Genomic DNA, 15705 nt, shown 5'->3' with positions numbered 1-15705 from the left:
TTATAAAACTCCGGAAACAGGGGCATCGGCATGCCATAGGACTGCCAGACGCCGGTACGCAGGGAGGTGCCGACTGGCCACGCGGCTCCAGTCGAAACGGCGGGCCGTTGCGGGGCCGCTGACCCGGAAATGATCGCAGTTTTTGACGCTTAGCGCGTCCCGCAAGGCCATAAGCAGGGTGTCGGGGCGCGTCAGGTCGCACCACAGCGCATCTGCCCGCGAAAGGTGCCCGGTAAAGGGCGCGACTTCTGGCACAATGGCGGGCGTGCCGCAGGCCAGCGCTTCCAGCGGGCACAGGCCGAACCCTTCTGTTATGGACGGATAGGCCAGCACGGCAGCCTGCCGGTAAAAGGCTGGCATATCGTCATCCGCAACCGGTCCGGTTATGGTCACGTGATCCGCTGCACCGCTTTCATGCAGACGTGCCGCGAACAGCGTGCGGTAGGCAGAATGATCCAGCAATGAAGCCCCGCCCGCCACGACCAGATGCACATCAGGCTGTTCGCGGCGAAGGGCCAGAAACGCGTCGAGCAGTTGCAGGGTATTCTTGCGGCGCTCAATGCCGCCTACGGTCAGGATCAGGCGATGGCCAGCCGGCAGACGATACCGTGCCCGCAGCGAGGCATCATACGTGTTTGGTGCGGGCGAAAAGCGCACGGGATCGACCCCGTTGCCGACGACGGGGCCTCGCGACCATGTTCGTCACGCAGGATGCCTGCCCACAGGGTACTGACGGTAAAGAGTTCGGTCGCCGCCATGAAGCCCCGCCCCTGCCGCGTGGCAAGGACGGGGTGGGAGAAACGGTCGAGATGGTGGACCGTGCGGGCAAAGCCCGGTATCCGCCCCTCCATCACCAGATCGGCCAGCGCATTGGCGCTGATGGGGTCCTGCGCGTGCAGCACGTCAAAATACTGCCCAAGCAGTGCGTCCCTGATTTCACCAATGCGGCGCTCCAACAGCGTTGGTAGATCGCTCTCTGGCACAGCCGGAATACAGTATGTGGCGCAGCGGGGCGTGCGGAAAAAACCAGTCCCGGTCACATCCGGCGCGATGAGCGTTGCGTCATGGCCCGCGTCACACAGGGCTTCCGCCAGAGCCATGCCGTGCACCACACCGCCGCGCGGATTGGTCGAATGGGTCAGGATGCCGATGGACAGACTCATGGCGTAAACCCCATGAGTGGCGTCCGGTCCAGATCCCAAAAGGTTTCCTTCTCATCCGTCCATGTGACATCCACACGCCGCGTCTCATTGCACTGGCCGATGGCAGAAGCTGCAATGCCCCGCCCATGAAAGCGGGCGATGACCGCATCCGCATCTTCGGGACGCGCCGTGAGCAGATAGCCATAGCTGGGGAATGCGGACAGCCAGCGTTCCATAGGCGCGACATCGGGGCGTGGAATATCATCAAGCGTGATCGTCATGCCCACGCCTGAACATTCGGCCAGCATGAGGGCGGTACCCAGCAGCCCCGCCATACTGATGTCCTTGGCGGCACGGCATAGCCCATCCTCGGCTATGCACGGAAGAAGTTCGAGATCCCCCGCAGCCGGGCCGCCCCTTCGGTGCCGCACAGGGCGGAGCTTGCATCCCAGAACGGGTGCGGATCGTGCCAGCGGCCACGCAGGTCGATGGCGGCGATCAGGACTTCGCCCGGTCGGGCATCGAAGCTGCTCAGCAGATGACGGGCACGGCCAAGGATCGCCACCGACAGCGAGTTGTGAGTGCTGCGCATGTTGGTATGGCCGCCGACAACAGGCACGCCATAGGTGCGTGCCCCGTCATGCAGACCCGTCAGGATGGACGCGGCCACCTCGGACGTATCGCTCCACAACGCATCCACCACGGCCACGGGACGGCCTCCCATGGCCACGATATCGCTGACATTGACCATCACGCCGCAATACCCGGCAAACCACGGCATTGAGCGGACAAAGCTGTCCTGAAATCCCTCGCTGGCCAGCAGGAGATAGCCGTCACCGTCTGGAAGCGCGGCACAGTCATCGCCAAGACGGATGGCATCGGGATCTGCCGGTTTCAGGATCGCTGCAGCTTCAGCAATATCCTGTTTGCCCGCAAGGGCGCGACCATGGCGGAGCGTGCGCAGCAGTGTGGCAAGTTGATGTGCCATCACGCCACCTGCCGTATCCGGGGCTGCGGACGTAGCAGCCAAGTCTGATCCTGACCGTGTGCCGGATAGCGCGAAAGATCGGCCTCCATGTCATGATGTGGCAGGCCATGCAGCGTGATAACGCCGAGACTCCTCCAGTGCAGGCGGCGGAAAAACAGTACATTCTGTTCCTGCACCTGGGCCAGAAACCGGGTGGCCCCAAGTTCATGCGCCGTGCTGACTGCCATACGGATGAGTTCCGCTCCGATCCGCCCCAGCTTGCGGTAATCAGCATGCACAGCCAGGCGGGAACCGCGCCAGATGCCGGGTTCAGCTTCATGAATGCGCACCGCTCCCACAACCCGATCCGGCATCCCCGCCAGGCAGCAGGCCGCGATGATGGGAATGGCAACTGCGTCAGTTGCATCCCGGTCGTCGTCCGCGAATACCTGCTGTTCGGTGCAGAACACTTCGCGGCGCAGAGCATGATAACCGGCGCGTTCCCACGGCGTGCGGGCAAGACGCACAACATATTCCGTGGGGATGAACGGCCGGTCTTCCATGCCTTCGAGGATCGTGCTCATTGTTCGTATGCCGAGAGCGAGGAACAGGCGCCACACCGGCCACATCCAGCACGGATATCGGTAGATTTCATGTTCGCTTCGCGCAGCATCCGGCCCAGTGGCGCCAGCACGGATTTCATGAACTCGGCTGAAGGCGGCGCGTGATTTTCCAGCGGTGTGCCGGAAATGGGCACGAACGGCACTACGAAGGGATAGACCCCGAACGCAATCAGGCGTTCGGCCAAAGCCAGAATGTCTTTGGCACTGTCGCCAAGACCCGCGAGAATGTAGGTATTGACCTGTCCACGCCCGAAGATCGGCACGGCACTGGCGAAAGCGTCGATATAGCGATCAACGCTGACCGTGGCCTTGCCAGGCATGATCTTCTCCCGCACCGCCTGTGTTGCGGCTTCAAGATGCATGCCCAGACTGTCAGCCCCTGCATCCCGTAAGCGCTGGAACCAGCCGTGATCGCGCGGAGGCTCGCACTGGACCTGAAGTGGCAGGTCTACTGCGGCCCGGATGGCACGGGCTGATTCCGCCAGCACGGCAGCTCCCCGATCAATTACGTTGGGTGTGCCGGTGGTCAGTACCATGTCGCGCACGCCGTCCAGTTCCACGGCGGCCTTGGCAACTTCGGCAAGCTGCGCGGGTGTCTTGTAGGCAATGGTGCGGTCGGCCTCCAGCGACTGGCCGATAGCGCAGAACTGGCAGGAGGTGCGCCGGTCGGCATAGCGGATGCAGGTCTGGTGCACCGTGGTCGCCAGCGTGTCACGGCCATGCAGAAGGGCGATCTTCCAGTAAGGAATGCCGTCCGCCGTGCTCAGGCCATAAAAGCGCGGAGCCCTCGGAAAATGGATTGTGCCCAGCGTCTGGCCATCACGCAGCAGCGTGCTTGTCCCACTCTGGTCAGGCGGACTGGCCTGAAACGGAGACCGTCGGGCACCAGATGTATAAACCGGGACCATGACGGTCTGACCCGCGATGGTGATCGTCTTGTGATCTGAAGGCCCGGCGCCCCCTTTGCGGGCGATACCCCCGGTCTGCTCACCGATCTGAAGCCCGAAGGATTGCAGGTCAGTGACGAGCTTGCGGCCGGAAAGCGTGCCGAGTATCGGAATAGTCATGACGCAGCCTCGTCATTGGAGGAACCAACCGGCCCAGTTGCTCCGTGCTCACCAACATAATGCACCGTGCGTGCGGGCCGCCGGTCCTGCAGTAGGCTGAGCAATTCCGGGCGTGCGTAATGCCCTACGGAATCCATCATCCGCTTGCGCTTGGTGATCAGTGCAAAGTCGAGATCGGCAATCACCATCCCCTCGCCTTCCGTCAGCGGCGTGCCCAGCAGCTTGCCTTCAGGTGAGACGATGGCCGTGAAGCATCCACCCCGCAGCGGTCCTTCCAGCGCGGGATCGCGCGCTATATCCCTGATCTGATCTTCCGTGAGCCAGCCTGTGGCGTTCACGACAAAGCAGCCGGATTCAAGCGCATGATGCCGGATGGTGACTTCCATCTGGTCGGCGAAGATCTGGCCTACCAGCGAGCCGGGGAATTGGGCGCAATGGATTTCCTCGTGCTGGGTCATCAGCGCGTAGCGGGCGAGCGGATTGTAATGCTCCCAGCAGGCCAGCGCCCCGATGCGCCCAGCAGCACTCTCAACAACTTTCAGCCCGGCACCATCGCCCTGCCCCCAGACCATACGCTCATGGTAGGTGGGCGTGATCTTGCGGCGCTTGAGCAGGATCTCGCCTGTCGCATCAAAGATGATCTGCGTGTTGTAGAGCGTGCCGAAATCGCGCTCGTTCACGCCCAGCACCACGACCATGCCGGTGTCGCGGGCGGCTTCAGCCACCATGTCGGTTACCGGGCCAGGGATAATGACAGCGCGCTCGTAGAGCTCCAGATGCTCTCCGCCGAAGCGGAAAGCAGGCTGGATAAATGAGAAATAAGGATAATAGGGCACGAAGGTTTCGGGAAAGACCACCAACGTCACGCCTTTTTCGGCGGCATCGCGGATGGCCTGACAGACTTTCCGGGCAGTCCCCAGACCATCGTCACCAAGGACGGGGCTGATCTGGATGGCTGCGGCGCGAACGATACGGGACATGGCTTGCGGTCCTCCCTTGGGCCTTCAGAGAGTCCAGGTATTGAGGATAAAGGCGTTGTCGCGGCGGGCCAGCAGGATGATGTCGAGCACGTCCTGCGGATTGATCGGCGTAATGCCGGGGATCAGATTCTGCTCGCCGTAGCCATAGAGAGCTTGAAGCGCGAAGCGGCAGGCATAAACCTTTCCGCCTTCTTCAAGGATTTTCGCGATCTGCTTGTTGCAGTTCATGTGCCCCGGAAAGGCCTCGTCACCCAGACGGGGAAAGCCACGCTGCACGCCAAGCGTCACACCCGGACCGTACAGCAGCACCGACGTCTCGAAGCCTTTGCGGATCAGACGTGTGGCCTGCAGAAGATTTACGAACCCAACCGATCCTTCATTGGCGACAGTATGGAAGGTGATGAGGGCTTTTTCGCCGGGTTTGGCTTTAACGTCCTCAAAGACCTTATTTTCATAGTTGACGAAGCAATCGCCATCTTTATGCGGAGCGTGTTCGACTTTCGGCATGTTATATCTCCCGTGTGCTGCGGTCTCCGACGAGAAGCCGAAGCTGACCGCTGTGCCGAAGCGAACGTGGCACGGGATGACGGGGAGACAAAATATTGTATGTCTGATCTATGCATGACAAACGACGCAAAGCGCATGACAGGCCTGTTTTCAGCCACGACAGATCCATACAAAAAATATTAACGGGCAGGACAATTGGGAATAAATTGAATACCACTTTGTTTTGTAAGGATATTTATTTCACGCATTCGTGAACAGAAAGCGATTTTGTTTTTTGGCCGCTCGCGAACAGCCTCTGGGAATCAGGCGATTCCGACCATTCCTGATCGTGCTGTCAGGTCACACAATATCGGCAAAACCAGGGGAACGCTTGTGCTGCAGGACCGACAGCACCCCATGCAGGGATTCCTCAAGGCTTGCGGCGTCAGGTGCACTGCCCAGGGCGATCCGTGCGCGCTGCGGGGGCTCGCCGTTGATAGCAAAAACGGTGCTGGGCACCAGCGCCAGCCCCCGCCTGCGGGCATAGGCCACGAAATCCGCACTCCCCCACCAGTCCGGCAGTTTCAGCCAGACATGCGGTCCGTTAGGATTCATGCAGTGCCCCTCTCCGAGAATCTTGCGGGCAATGGACTGGCGCAGGCGCAGTTCTTTTTGGATGGCATGGAGGATCGTATGCGCCTGCTCGGTCTGCATCCATCGCGCCGTCAGCGCGCTGAGCAGACCGGCATTGGTGAGCGCAATCGCCCGGATCGCCGCCGTAACACGTCGGGTCATGTCCGTGTTGGGCAGGGCGACATACGCCGTGCGCAGGCCCGGACTGAGCGTTTTGGCAAGAGTCGCCACGTAACTGACACGACTATGATCAAGGGCCGCCAGCGCAGGCAGCGGATTGTCCATGAGAAGACTGTAAGGGTCGTCCTCAGCAATATGCAGATGATGGCGCTGGGCAACCTTCAGGATATCCTTGCGTCTTTGCAGAGACATCGTGGCCGTGGTGGGATTGTGGATGGTCGGGATGCAGTAGAGCATCCGGGGATGATGTTCGGCGCAGACCCGATCCAACTGGTCCGGCATCATGCCTTCCATATCGCTGTCCACACCCACCAGAATGAGATCGAACTGCGCGGCAATGGTCCGGATGCCCGGATAGGCGATGCGGTCGGTGACAATGACATCACCCGGTTGCGTGTGGGTACTGACAATCGCAGCCAGAGCACTCTGGGCACCCGGCGAGACAAGGATTTCATCTGTGCGCCGCTGCCCGATGACGGGTGCGATCCATTTCGCGCCAAGTTGGCGTTCTTCCAGTGTACCGCCCGTTACCCGATAGGACATCAGACTGTTCAGGTCCTGCTGCTTGAGGATGGTCGTAATGTCGCTCTGGATAATGCGCTGAAGGGGCGGGTCCTGCGGGATGGGCGGCAGGTTCATGGTCAGGTCAACTACGGCCGGCCCCGTATGACGCCAGTGACTTTCTCCCGCGCCGACACGGACAAAGGTGCCCCGGCCGACCGTCGCATCAATCAGGCCGCGCCGCCGCGCCTCGGTAAACGCCCGGGTCACGGTCGTCAGATTGGCGTCAAGATACTCTGCGATTGTTCGCTGTGGAGGCAGCCTGTCTCCTTCCCTCAGCTCACCCTTGCGGATGGAAAGTGCCAGAGCATCCGCGATCGTCAGATAAATGGCGTTCGGACTCCGTTCGATCTCTTCTTTCCAATGGGCCAGATAGGGGTATGCGGACATGAAGTGAAACTTCCATACAATGGTAAGAGTTATATTTGAACATAATCCGCACAATCAACGCAATCATGCCCAAACCAGACCACTCCACTGAATGGGCTGCTGTTGTATAAATGCCGTTCGTTCAACGGCACATGTTCCCTGCATCCACGACGTTGTCGGCCGCCTCACGCAAGCTGAAGGCAAGCAAGAATCAAAGGTGCAAATTGAACCGCCCCGGGTTTACCGGAGAGTAAAACACTCAAAGGATGAGCCCTATGACGAACCAGAAATTCACCCCTGCCTATCCTGCTGAACTTCGAGAACGCGGAGTTCGGCTTTTTCGAGAGCACCGAGGTGACTATGCCAGCGACAATGCGGCTTACAAGGCGATTGCACCGAAGCTTGGTTGTTCTCCGGACAGGATATGCGTGATCCGGAAAGGAAAGGCGGTTTTGACGGTCTTTAGAAAATCGACGGCATTGGCAGCATTCTCGGCGTCGTAGACGGCCAGATGCACGAAACGTGAGCAGCGGTCGATCGCATCAAACTGCTCATCAACGTGAGCACGCCATTCTGCTGTTGTTGGTTCTGAAGGCTTTGTCATCTCATTCTATCCTGTAGGCCCTAAATGATGCCTCAGGATCAGGAATGATGATGCGACGAAAAAGAAAGAGGACTTTCTCAAAGAAGAGAAAGCCCTCTCAAATCTCATTTCACAAAAGACCGTTAAGCTGAACGCTTCTGCACAGCAGACACGGCTTGATCTGACAGCAGATAAGGGCCCGCAGCACGGAGGATCATGGAAAGTATATTGCTCAGCCGTTAGGGCCTGTTAGATCTTGATCCAATCTGCAGTTGCGGCGAGGTGAAGGATAGCGAGGAACGAGGCGGCAGTCTTTTCGTATCGCGTTGCGACGGCGCGCCATTCCTTCAGACGGGCCCATAGGTTTTCCACCAGATGGCGGTTGCGATAAGCCCATTGTGGGCAGGCGACGGCAGCGTCCCGGCGCTTGGTCGGGATCGCTGGTCGAGCCCCCATGGCCCAGACATGTTCCCGGAAGGCATTGGAAGCGTATCCCTTGTCACCGACGACCCATAATGGCTCGCGTGGCAGGCGGTCGAGCATGGCGGGTGCGAGCGGCAGTTCGTGCGCCTGGCCGGGAGCCAAAGTGAAGGTGACAGCACGGCCACGCCCGTCAGCGACTACGCAGACCTTGGTGCCTTAGCCACCGCGAGAGCGGCCAAGCACTTCACGATGGTCTCGCTGTCGGCTGTCATCTCCTTTTTTTGGGCCCCAGCCGCTTTGTGATGCGCACGAATGTTGGTGCCGTCGAGAAAGACCATCCCCAACGCCTGTTCACATTCCTGCACCAGGGCGAACAGGCGCTCCCAGACCCCGCGCTTCGCCCAGCGGATGAACAACTGCGCAGCAAGCCACCACGGGCCCAATTCCGAAGGAATGCTGCGCCATTTCGCACCATTCTGATGACGCCAGAATACCGCAGAAATCGTCCGCCGCAGGTCTTTCGGCGGCGTCTTACCGCGAGGGCGCACCGCTTCAATCAGCGGCTCCCAAACAGCCCAGGCTTCGTCCGTGAAAATCTGCGTCGCATTGCTTTCAGTCATTCCTCATATATAGGAATAAACTGCAAGATCTAACAGGACCTAATTGTTGAGGTGGTTTGACGTGCCCCCCGGAAATGTAACCATTTAAAAGTAGAGTCCGATCGAGAAGGATACGGACGGATGAAGCGCAGTCGTTTTACGGAAGAGCAGATCATAGGGATCCTGAAGGAACAGGAATCCGGGCTGAAGGTCTCTGATCTTTGCCGTAAGCACGGGATCAGTGACGCGACCTTCTATAAATGGAAGACCCGTTATGGTGGCCTTGAGGTATCCGAGGCCAAACGGCTGAAGGCGCTGGAAGATGAAAACAGCCGCCTGAAACGTCTTCTTGCGGATGCCATGCTGGATAATGCGGCACTGAAGGAAATTGTTGGAAAAAAGTGGTAACGCCTATCGCGAAACGGCAGGCGGTCCGACACATTCAGGAAGCTCTGGCCCTGAGTGAACGCCGAGCCTGTGCGCTTATTGGTGTTGCCAGGCGTGTCGCGCGGTATGTTTCTACCGGAGCGGACGATGCTGCCCTGCGCCAGCGCCTACGGGAACTGGCGGACCAACGACGCCGCTTTGGCTATCGCCGCCTGGGTTATCTTCTGGCGCGGGAAGGATTCAGCCCCAATCACAAGAAGCTGTTCCGCCTTTACCAGGAGGAAGGGCTGAAAGTCCGCCATCGGGGTGGCCGCAAGAGGGCACTGGGGACGCGTTCTCCCATGACCATCCCTCAGGAACCCGGGCAGCGCTGGAGCCTGGATTTTGTCTCGGATGCCCTGACTTGTGGCCGCCGGTTCCGCATTCTGGCTGTTATCGACGATTTCAGTCGCAAGAACCTGGCATTGGTTGCCGACACGTCATTATCAGGTGGACGTGTGGCGCGGGAACTGACGGCCCTGGTGGAACGATATGGCAAACCCCTCATGATTGTCAGCGACAACGGTACGGAGTTCACATCCCATGCCATCCTGAAATGGGCGGATGAGATGAAGGTTGAATGGCACTATATCGCCCCCGGGAAACCGCAACAGAACGGCTTTGTCGAAAGTTTCAACGGCCGGTTGAGGGATGAATGCCTCAACGAGACGCTGTTCACGTCTCTCAGCCATGCCCGACAGGTTCTGGCTGACTGGCGGGAAGACTACAATACGGTGCGCCCCCATTCCCAGCTGGGTGGCAGGACACCGGATCAGGTCGCCAGACAAGTGTCTCGGGGGCATGCCCCCGAGACACTTGTCATCCCATCAAACCAAAGCCATAAAAAACGGGAACTCTCCTTTGAGTGGATACAAAAAAGGGGGCACCTCACATACGATGGACCTCGTGATGCGGCGGACGGGCTCGTCGCGGTGCAGCGACTGTGTCAGGATATTGCTGAGGGGTCTGACTATGCTGGTTTTTCGGGAAAAGGATAACGAGCAATGCTTGATGCTCTACACCTGACCGGATCCTGGCCTGTTCTACGCTCGCGTATTCTAGAACAGGTAGACCGCCTCACCAGGCAGCGTTTGGCTCAATCCGACATTACGATCGACGTCCTGCGTCCCATTCTCTCGACAGCACGCTTCTCCCCGCCCCTTCCTGTCTTTATCGCCGGCAGCATGCTTCCGGATGGCTCTGCTCTCCTCGACACTGAATTGCCCGACGGCGCCGAACACACAGCCAGTGCGCGTAAACTTCTTGAGGGCGCCCTTTCCTCTCTCCCCAGCGGCTACCATCTCGAAGTAGCTCTTGAGATCGATCGACGACGCTTAGCGTTTGTCGCGTCGCTTGTTTCGTCGGACCAGAACGAAAGACCATCTTTCCTTCCGAGCAAGGACAAGGTCAATTCTATCCCGACACCTGCACCTATCGGACAAGCTCCTGCCAATGTTGTCCGCTGGTTCTCGGCTTTGGCCGAAGCTGAGGTTCCCAAACATGACGGCCAACTGGAGACATCACAGGCAGCCGTAGGCACATTCGTTCAGATCGGTAAGGCCGCTAACACCCGCCGAGCCTACCGCTCGGCCATCCGTGGCTGGTGTGCATTTGCTGAACGTCATGACCTCCCTGCCCTGCCTGCGCGAAGCGAAGATGTTGCAACCTATCTAGCTGATCTGGCTTTGCGCGGACGCAAGCCAGCAACTATTGAACTCTATAGGGCTGCGTTGCGCTATCTTCATCATGTGGCACATCTACCCATACCTACGACACATGCTCTCGTCTCTGAGATGCTGGCCGGAATTCATCGCTCACCAAGCAAGACGCCACAACGCCGGGTAAAAGGTTTGACTTGGGAAATGCTCTGCGAGGTCGTTGATAAGATCCCTATGACATCGCTGGTGGATACACGTGACCGCGCCATTTTGCTGGTTGGCTATGGTGGAGCGCTTCGTCGCTCTGAACTGGCAGGGATCCAGCTCGAACACGTCACGCTTGATGAAGACTGCATGCGGATCACCCTACCCTACTCTAAGGGGGATAAGAAGCATCAGGGCACCACAATCGTTATTCCCCGTGGGATAACCAGACATTGTCCAGTTCGTGCGTGGGAGACGTGGCTACGGGAGTCAAAACTGACACCACGAAAAAACAAGTCAAACGAAACAAAGACAGAGAGCACAAACGAGACGACTGCGGCCTTCCCAAGAATTTGGCTGCCTGCAACAGCGAAAAAAAATGGGACTGCTCCTGATCCTAAAATCGGCACGCAAAGTCTTTCGGACTTTTCGATAGCCACAATCATCAAACGCCGCTGTCAGGCTGCGGGTATTGAGGGCGATTTTAGCGGGCACAGTCTACGTCGGGGTGCCATCACGACAGGCGCTCAGGATGGCATTGACCTGATGTCGCTCAAACGATTTTCCCGTCATCGCGATTACCGCGTACTGGAAGCATATGTTGAAGAGGATCAGTCTTTCGTGAAACATCCAGGAAGGACTAGATTTTAAAATCCAAAGAAGCTTGGTGATTTTGTGTTCATTGCCGACGCAGGCCATCTGTGTTCATTGCTGACGCCATCATATCAACCGTTGGCCAGCCTCAAGATCGACTCGCATACGATTCTACAAATACGTTCACATTGCGGCTGTTAAAGCGGCACTTTGTGTTCATTGCCGACAATTATTTGGGTATAGTTATCCATGTGTTTTCTGCCGACACTCGAATGAAATCATCGAAATTTTAGGGGTTATCCACATAAATAGAAGTGTTCATTGCCGACGGGCTAAAAGAGCTACAAAAAAAAATACCATAATTTCAATAAACTATAAAATTATTCACGTGTTTGTTGCCGACGAAACAATAATACATACAATATTCTTTAATCTTGTCTCTCTGTCGGCAAAGAACACAGAGGAATGGTAAAGCGTCAGAAACAAACACATCTTGCAATATGTCAGCAAGAAACACATCGACAGAAAGATCAGGGCATGCATTTTCTGGATATCTAAGAATAGCTTGGATATGCAAATTGAAAGACCGAGCCCCAGAACAAGATGATCTCTTTGAAAACCTCCACGGTCTCGTTGAGACACATGGAGCTAGTAACGCTCTGTCTTTCGCTCAGTCTTATGCCGCTAATCGTCCTACTCCTCGACCGCCTTCATTACTGGACGTTGTTGCTGGACGCTCAGGACGTAAAGTTATCGATGCCGTATCTTCATCTCTCGTGAGAGAAGCTGAGGGTGGAGGAGAGATCGGATATACTTATACCGCTTGGTGCCTTGCAGGATTACCACATAAGGATCGGGAACCAGGTCAAGATTGGCTAATTAAGACTGATTATGCACAACTTCTTGTGAGGCCAGGAGTTCGCCTTCGAGACGACGATGTAAGAGAAGATCTTTCTGTTCCATCAGGCTCCATAGCAAGACTACTTTTGATTGATTGGCAATCGGAAGCTCTAGAAAATAAAAGTAGAGAAATCTACCTTGGAAAAAGCCCTGCGGCACTTCTCAAAAAACTTGGTTTAAGTCGTGGTGGACCAATCTCACGAAAGCTATTGGAACAGATCGAACGCCTCGCGACATGCACCATTGACTTCAAGTTCGGAAATGATCAAGCTGGCGTTGTTGTAAACGAAAGATTGGTAGAGAGCTTTCGTTATGTAGGTGAGGTAGATCCTCGCACCAAACGAACAACAAGAATGATCGGACAGATAACACTTTCTGAGGCGTTTTATAACGAGTTACGTCGCCATCCCGTTCTTATTGATCGAGCTGCTATTAAAGATATCCAGACATCACCAAGAGCTATTGATGCTTACCTTTGGCTTGCTTTCCGTTTGCATGCTTTACGTGATGAAACACCAGTCTCGTGGGCTGCTCTTTGGAAACAATTTGGTCGCGAATTCAAACTTCTTAGGCAGTTTAAGGCGGAATTTCAGGAGCCTCTTGCGTTAGCCTTAGCAGCCTATAGAGCGGCTAAAGTCAAGGTTACGGAAAGAGGAGTAGTGTTGTCACCCTCTCCTCCCCCAGTAGACCATTAAGTTACTTTCTTAGAATTTGAATAATCTGCATACAGTTCAGGCATTTTTTCCAACAAGAAAGAAACAAACTCTGGAGATTTATCCGCGCGAATATCCATACGACCCTTCCTCGCACCAGAGCCCGCCTTCACAACCAAATCTTTATCAGGGGAATACCAAGATAAAGATTCATGGTTTTTTTTCGTGCCCGTGAAAGTTTCAGATCCTATAGCGGCTTTGTAAGCAGCAATAAAACACTTTTCATCATCCTGCTTCCGTTCGCCAGCTTCACGAATGAAATTCAGACATCTTTTACGTCCGCCTGGAGACTTTAACGCATCAGCAAAGTCCATCCATCGTTTTCTACCGATTGTAGGGCAACGTCCAAGGTATTCTACGATTTCATCATCAAGTTCTCTCACGACGGCAATCAACCGTGATAATTCAGTCTTGTCTATCCCTAAAGCTGCCATTGCTACTTCACGTCCAAAACCCTGTGACTCTAATTTTTTTGCAAACAGTGCTCGTTCTAGGAATGAAAGATCTGTGCGCTCACTGTTCTCCTGACCTTGAGCAATTAATAGGGCTGTGTCGCTAAGTTCCTTGACTATCGCTTTAACTGTGATGCCGAGCTCAAAACACGCTTTTAATCTACGATGCCCAAAGGCGACTTGATATCGTCCTGATTTACCAGGGTTTGGACGGACCAATATGGGCGACATCTGCCCGTTTTCCGCGATGGCGTCTTTTAATGATGAGAAGGTGTCGTCAGACACATCAAGGCGGTCTGGTAGAAATGAAGGATCAACTTTTTCAGGATCGAGCTCTATCACATGTGCTCCGTCCCTTAATTTCTCCTCAAGCTTTTCCGCCTCCCCAGCTTTGGCTTTAAGATCACCAAGACTTCTGGCTACAGATCCTAACGCACCGCTTCTACTGAAGGTGCCTGATGGTTTAACTTCGTTGGGACGATTGGTGTCTGTTGAGCTAGGTATTAGTTTTCCCAAGGTGTGGTTACGGGCCATGATCTCTCTCCTTAGATTTTTCAGTTGTAGTTGACAGGTGTCAACTCTGGATTAGTTGTCCCTGCCCCATGCCCGGAAAATTAGATCACGTATCTCGCTGTTAACTGAGTTTACTGATTCTAAAGCCCGATCGTAAGTCGATCCAGTGAATTGCTTCCTCTCAATTTCAAAGAGTGACTGCTTGGTAATTGCAGCATCAGAAATAGCCGTAGTTTTTAACATGGGATGTGTAAGGACATGGTCTCCGAATAATGAACGCATAAAGGCAGCCATTTGAGTCTGTGGTCCATCAGAAGGTTCAAATCGAGTGAGAAGATATCGAACCCATCGGTAGGATACGTTCGCGCCGGCGTTGCGCAAATGTGTCATGACGTCGCTCATCATCATAAGAAATTGACACATAGACATAACGTCTAACATCTGCGGGTGGACTGTAATCAGAAGCCCTGTTGCAGCGCATACCGCTGACATTGTTAAATAACCAAGTTGTGGAGGACAATCGATTACAACTACATCATAGTTATCTTCTACATCTTGCAGAGCTTCATCTACCCGCGAGAAAAATATTGCCCCAGCTTGATCAGAGGAAGCCAGCAATTTCGGGGTCTCGTATTCGAACTCCATTAATTCAATATTGCCAGGTACAATATCTAAACCGGGGAAATTGGTTTGGCGCACTATTTCCGACAGAGGTCGTCGCTCATCGTCATATCGAATTGCCCCGTAGAGCGTTTCATTGGAATGCACGTCAAATTCGGGCTGAAAACCGTGGAGCGCTGAAAGACTAGCTTGTGGGTCAAGGTCAATTGCCAGGACACGGAGACCATCAAGAGCTAAACCTTGAGCTAAATGAGCTGCAGACGTAGTTTTGCCGCTCCCGCCTTTGAAATTCACAACGGCAACGACTTGAAGCCCCTCGTTTTTATTGCGTGTGGGTAAGTAATTTCGACCATTGCGAGTGTTCGAAGATAAAAACTGGCGTAACTCCCAGATTTGCTCGGCAGAGTAACTACGCCTCCCCCCCTTCCCGACATGGGGCCGTGGCCCCTTCCCCTCTAATGCGAGGTTTCGAAGGTAGGCTGGGGTCAAACCGACGAGTTTGGCTACTTCACCAATCTGAAACTGCCGCAAACCTTTTCGAGCATTTGGTGGGAAAAGCTCCATACGATGAGCTTGCAGTTGGGCGGACAGCATTTCTGCTTGTTCGGAGAGTAGGACATCCATGCCCTCTTCTAGTGGGGTCGTAAGGTTCATTATAAAAATCCTTAAAAGCGCCATTTAGCGCCGGGTGCGGTATATTGCGGTAAAAAATACTAATACCGCATTTATCTGGAGAGTTGACAGGTGTCAACTTGGTTTCAGACGCAAACCGGGCTTTAGCGTGCATTTCGCTGAGAGTTGACACCTGTCAACTGACAGAAGGACAGAAGGACAGAAGGACAGAAGGACAGAAGGACAGAAGGACAGAAGGACAGAAGGACAGAAGGACAGAAGGTTCACCAGCCCTGAGCGTGCGCCGCAAGTGGTAGGTGCTCGCCATGCTCGTCCGCTGCGCGGCCTGTGCGTGGCTCCGCTCCCGGCGCTTCGCACCGCACTTGCGCCCCCCACTCC

Annotated in this window: 9 protein-coding genes and 5 pseudogenes; 3 read left to right on the top strand and 11 right to left on the bottom strand. The window is 55.5% G+C overall.

The window, feature by feature from the left end:
- From EOV40_RS13415 to EOV40_RS13375, 9 genes and pseudogenes are all read right to left on the bottom strand, one after another.
- Positions 1 to 1163: pseudogene (locus EOV40_RS13415) on the bottom strand (MSMEG_0565 family glycosyltransferase).
- Positions 1160 to 2130 (bottom strand): annotated as a pseudogene (locus tag EOV40_RS13410) (sll0787 family AIR synthase-like protein). Before EOV40_RS13410 ends, EOV40_RS13415 begins: the two co-directional pseudogenes overlap by 4 nt.
- Positions 2130 to 2693 (bottom strand): MSMEG_0567/Sll0786 family nitrogen starvation N-acetyltransferase, encoded by a 564-nt coding sequence (locus tag EOV40_RS13405; protein ID WP_128106328.1) that lies wholly within the window; start codon positions 2691 to 2693, stop codon positions 2130 to 2132. The pseudogene EOV40_RS13410 and the gene EOV40_RS13405 overlap by 1 nt, the downstream one beginning before the upstream one ends.
- On the bottom strand, positions 2690 to 3799 hold the full coding sequence (locus tag EOV40_RS13400) for an MSMEG_0568 family radical SAM protein (protein ID WP_128106327.1): 1110 nt from the start codon (positions 3797 to 3799) through the stop codon (positions 2690 to 2692). The genes EOV40_RS13405 and EOV40_RS13400 overlap by 4 nt, the downstream gene beginning before the upstream one ends.
- Complete coding sequence (locus tag EOV40_RS13395; RefSeq protein ID WP_128106326.1) at positions 3796 to 4779, bottom strand: Nit6803 family nitrilase; 984 nt, start codon at positions 4777 to 4779, stop codon at positions 3796 to 3798. Before EOV40_RS13395 ends, EOV40_RS13400 begins: the two co-directional genes overlap by 4 nt.
- Positions 4780 to 4803: 24 nt before the next feature.
- On the bottom strand, positions 4804 to 5286 hold the full coding sequence (locus EOV40_RS13390; protein WP_086613587.1) for an MSMEG_0572/Sll0783 family nitrogen starvation response protein: 483 nt from the start codon (positions 5284 to 5286) through the stop codon (positions 4804 to 4806).
- Between the two features lie 339 nt (positions 5287 to 5625).
- Positions 5626 to 7029, bottom strand: a complete 1404-nt coding sequence (locus tag EOV40_RS13385) for an aminotransferase-like domain-containing protein (RefSeq protein ID WP_128106325.1) — start codon at positions 7027 to 7029, stop codon at positions 5626 to 5628.
- A gap of 364 nt (positions 7030 to 7393) precedes the next feature.
- A pseudogene (locus EOV40_RS13380) lies at positions 7394 to 7549 on the bottom strand (IS481 family transposase); the annotation flags it as partial.
- Between the two features lie 291 nt (positions 7550 to 7840).
- A pseudogene (locus tag EOV40_RS13375) lies at positions 7841 to 8634 on the bottom strand (IS5 family transposase).
- A 120-nt stretch (positions 8635 to 8754) separates the two neighbouring features.
- Between EOV40_RS13375 and EOV40_RS13370 the strand changes: the two are divergent.
- From EOV40_RS13370 to EOV40_RS13360, 3 genes and pseudogenes are all read left to right on the top strand, one after another.
- Positions 8755 to 9833 (top strand): annotated as a pseudogene (locus EOV40_RS13370) (IS3 family transposase); the annotation flags it as partial.
- A 210-nt stretch (positions 9834 to 10043) separates the two neighbouring features.
- Positions 10044 to 11552 (top strand): tyrosine-type recombinase/integrase, encoded by a 1509-nt coding sequence (locus tag EOV40_RS13365; RefSeq protein WP_128106324.1) that lies wholly within the window; start codon positions 10044 to 10046, stop codon positions 11550 to 11552.
- Positions 11553 to 12073: 521 nt separating this feature from the next.
- Positions 12074 to 13090 carry a replication protein RepA gene (locus tag EOV40_RS13360; protein WP_244297063.1) on the top strand — a complete coding sequence of 339 codons (1017 nt, stop codon included), beginning with the start codon at positions 12074 to 12076 and terminating at the stop codon, positions 13088 to 13090.
- Here EOV40_RS13360 and repB read toward each other — a convergent pair.
- Positions 13087 to 14094, bottom strand: coding sequence for a plasmid partitioning protein RepB (gene repB / locus EOV40_RS13355; RefSeq protein WP_063355055.1), 1008 nt, complete (start codon positions 14092 to 14094; stop codon positions 13087 to 13089). The genes EOV40_RS13360 and repB overlap by 4 nt on opposite strands.
- A gap of 51 nt (positions 14095 to 14145) precedes the next feature.
- Positions 14146 to 15348, bottom strand: coding sequence for a plasmid partitioning protein RepA (repA, locus tag EOV40_RS13350; protein ID WP_063355056.1), 1203 nt, complete (start codon positions 15346 to 15348; stop codon positions 14146 to 14148).
- Positions 15349 to 15705 lie beyond the last annotated feature (357 nt).

The organism is Acetobacter oryzoeni (assembly GCF_004014775.2).
GTDB lineage: Bacteria > Pseudomonadota > Alphaproteobacteria > Acetobacterales > Acetobacteraceae > Acetobacter > Acetobacter oryzoeni.
The sequence above is the reverse complement of the archived record's forward strand: the minus strand, read 5'-3'. Positions and strand labels throughout refer to the sequence as shown.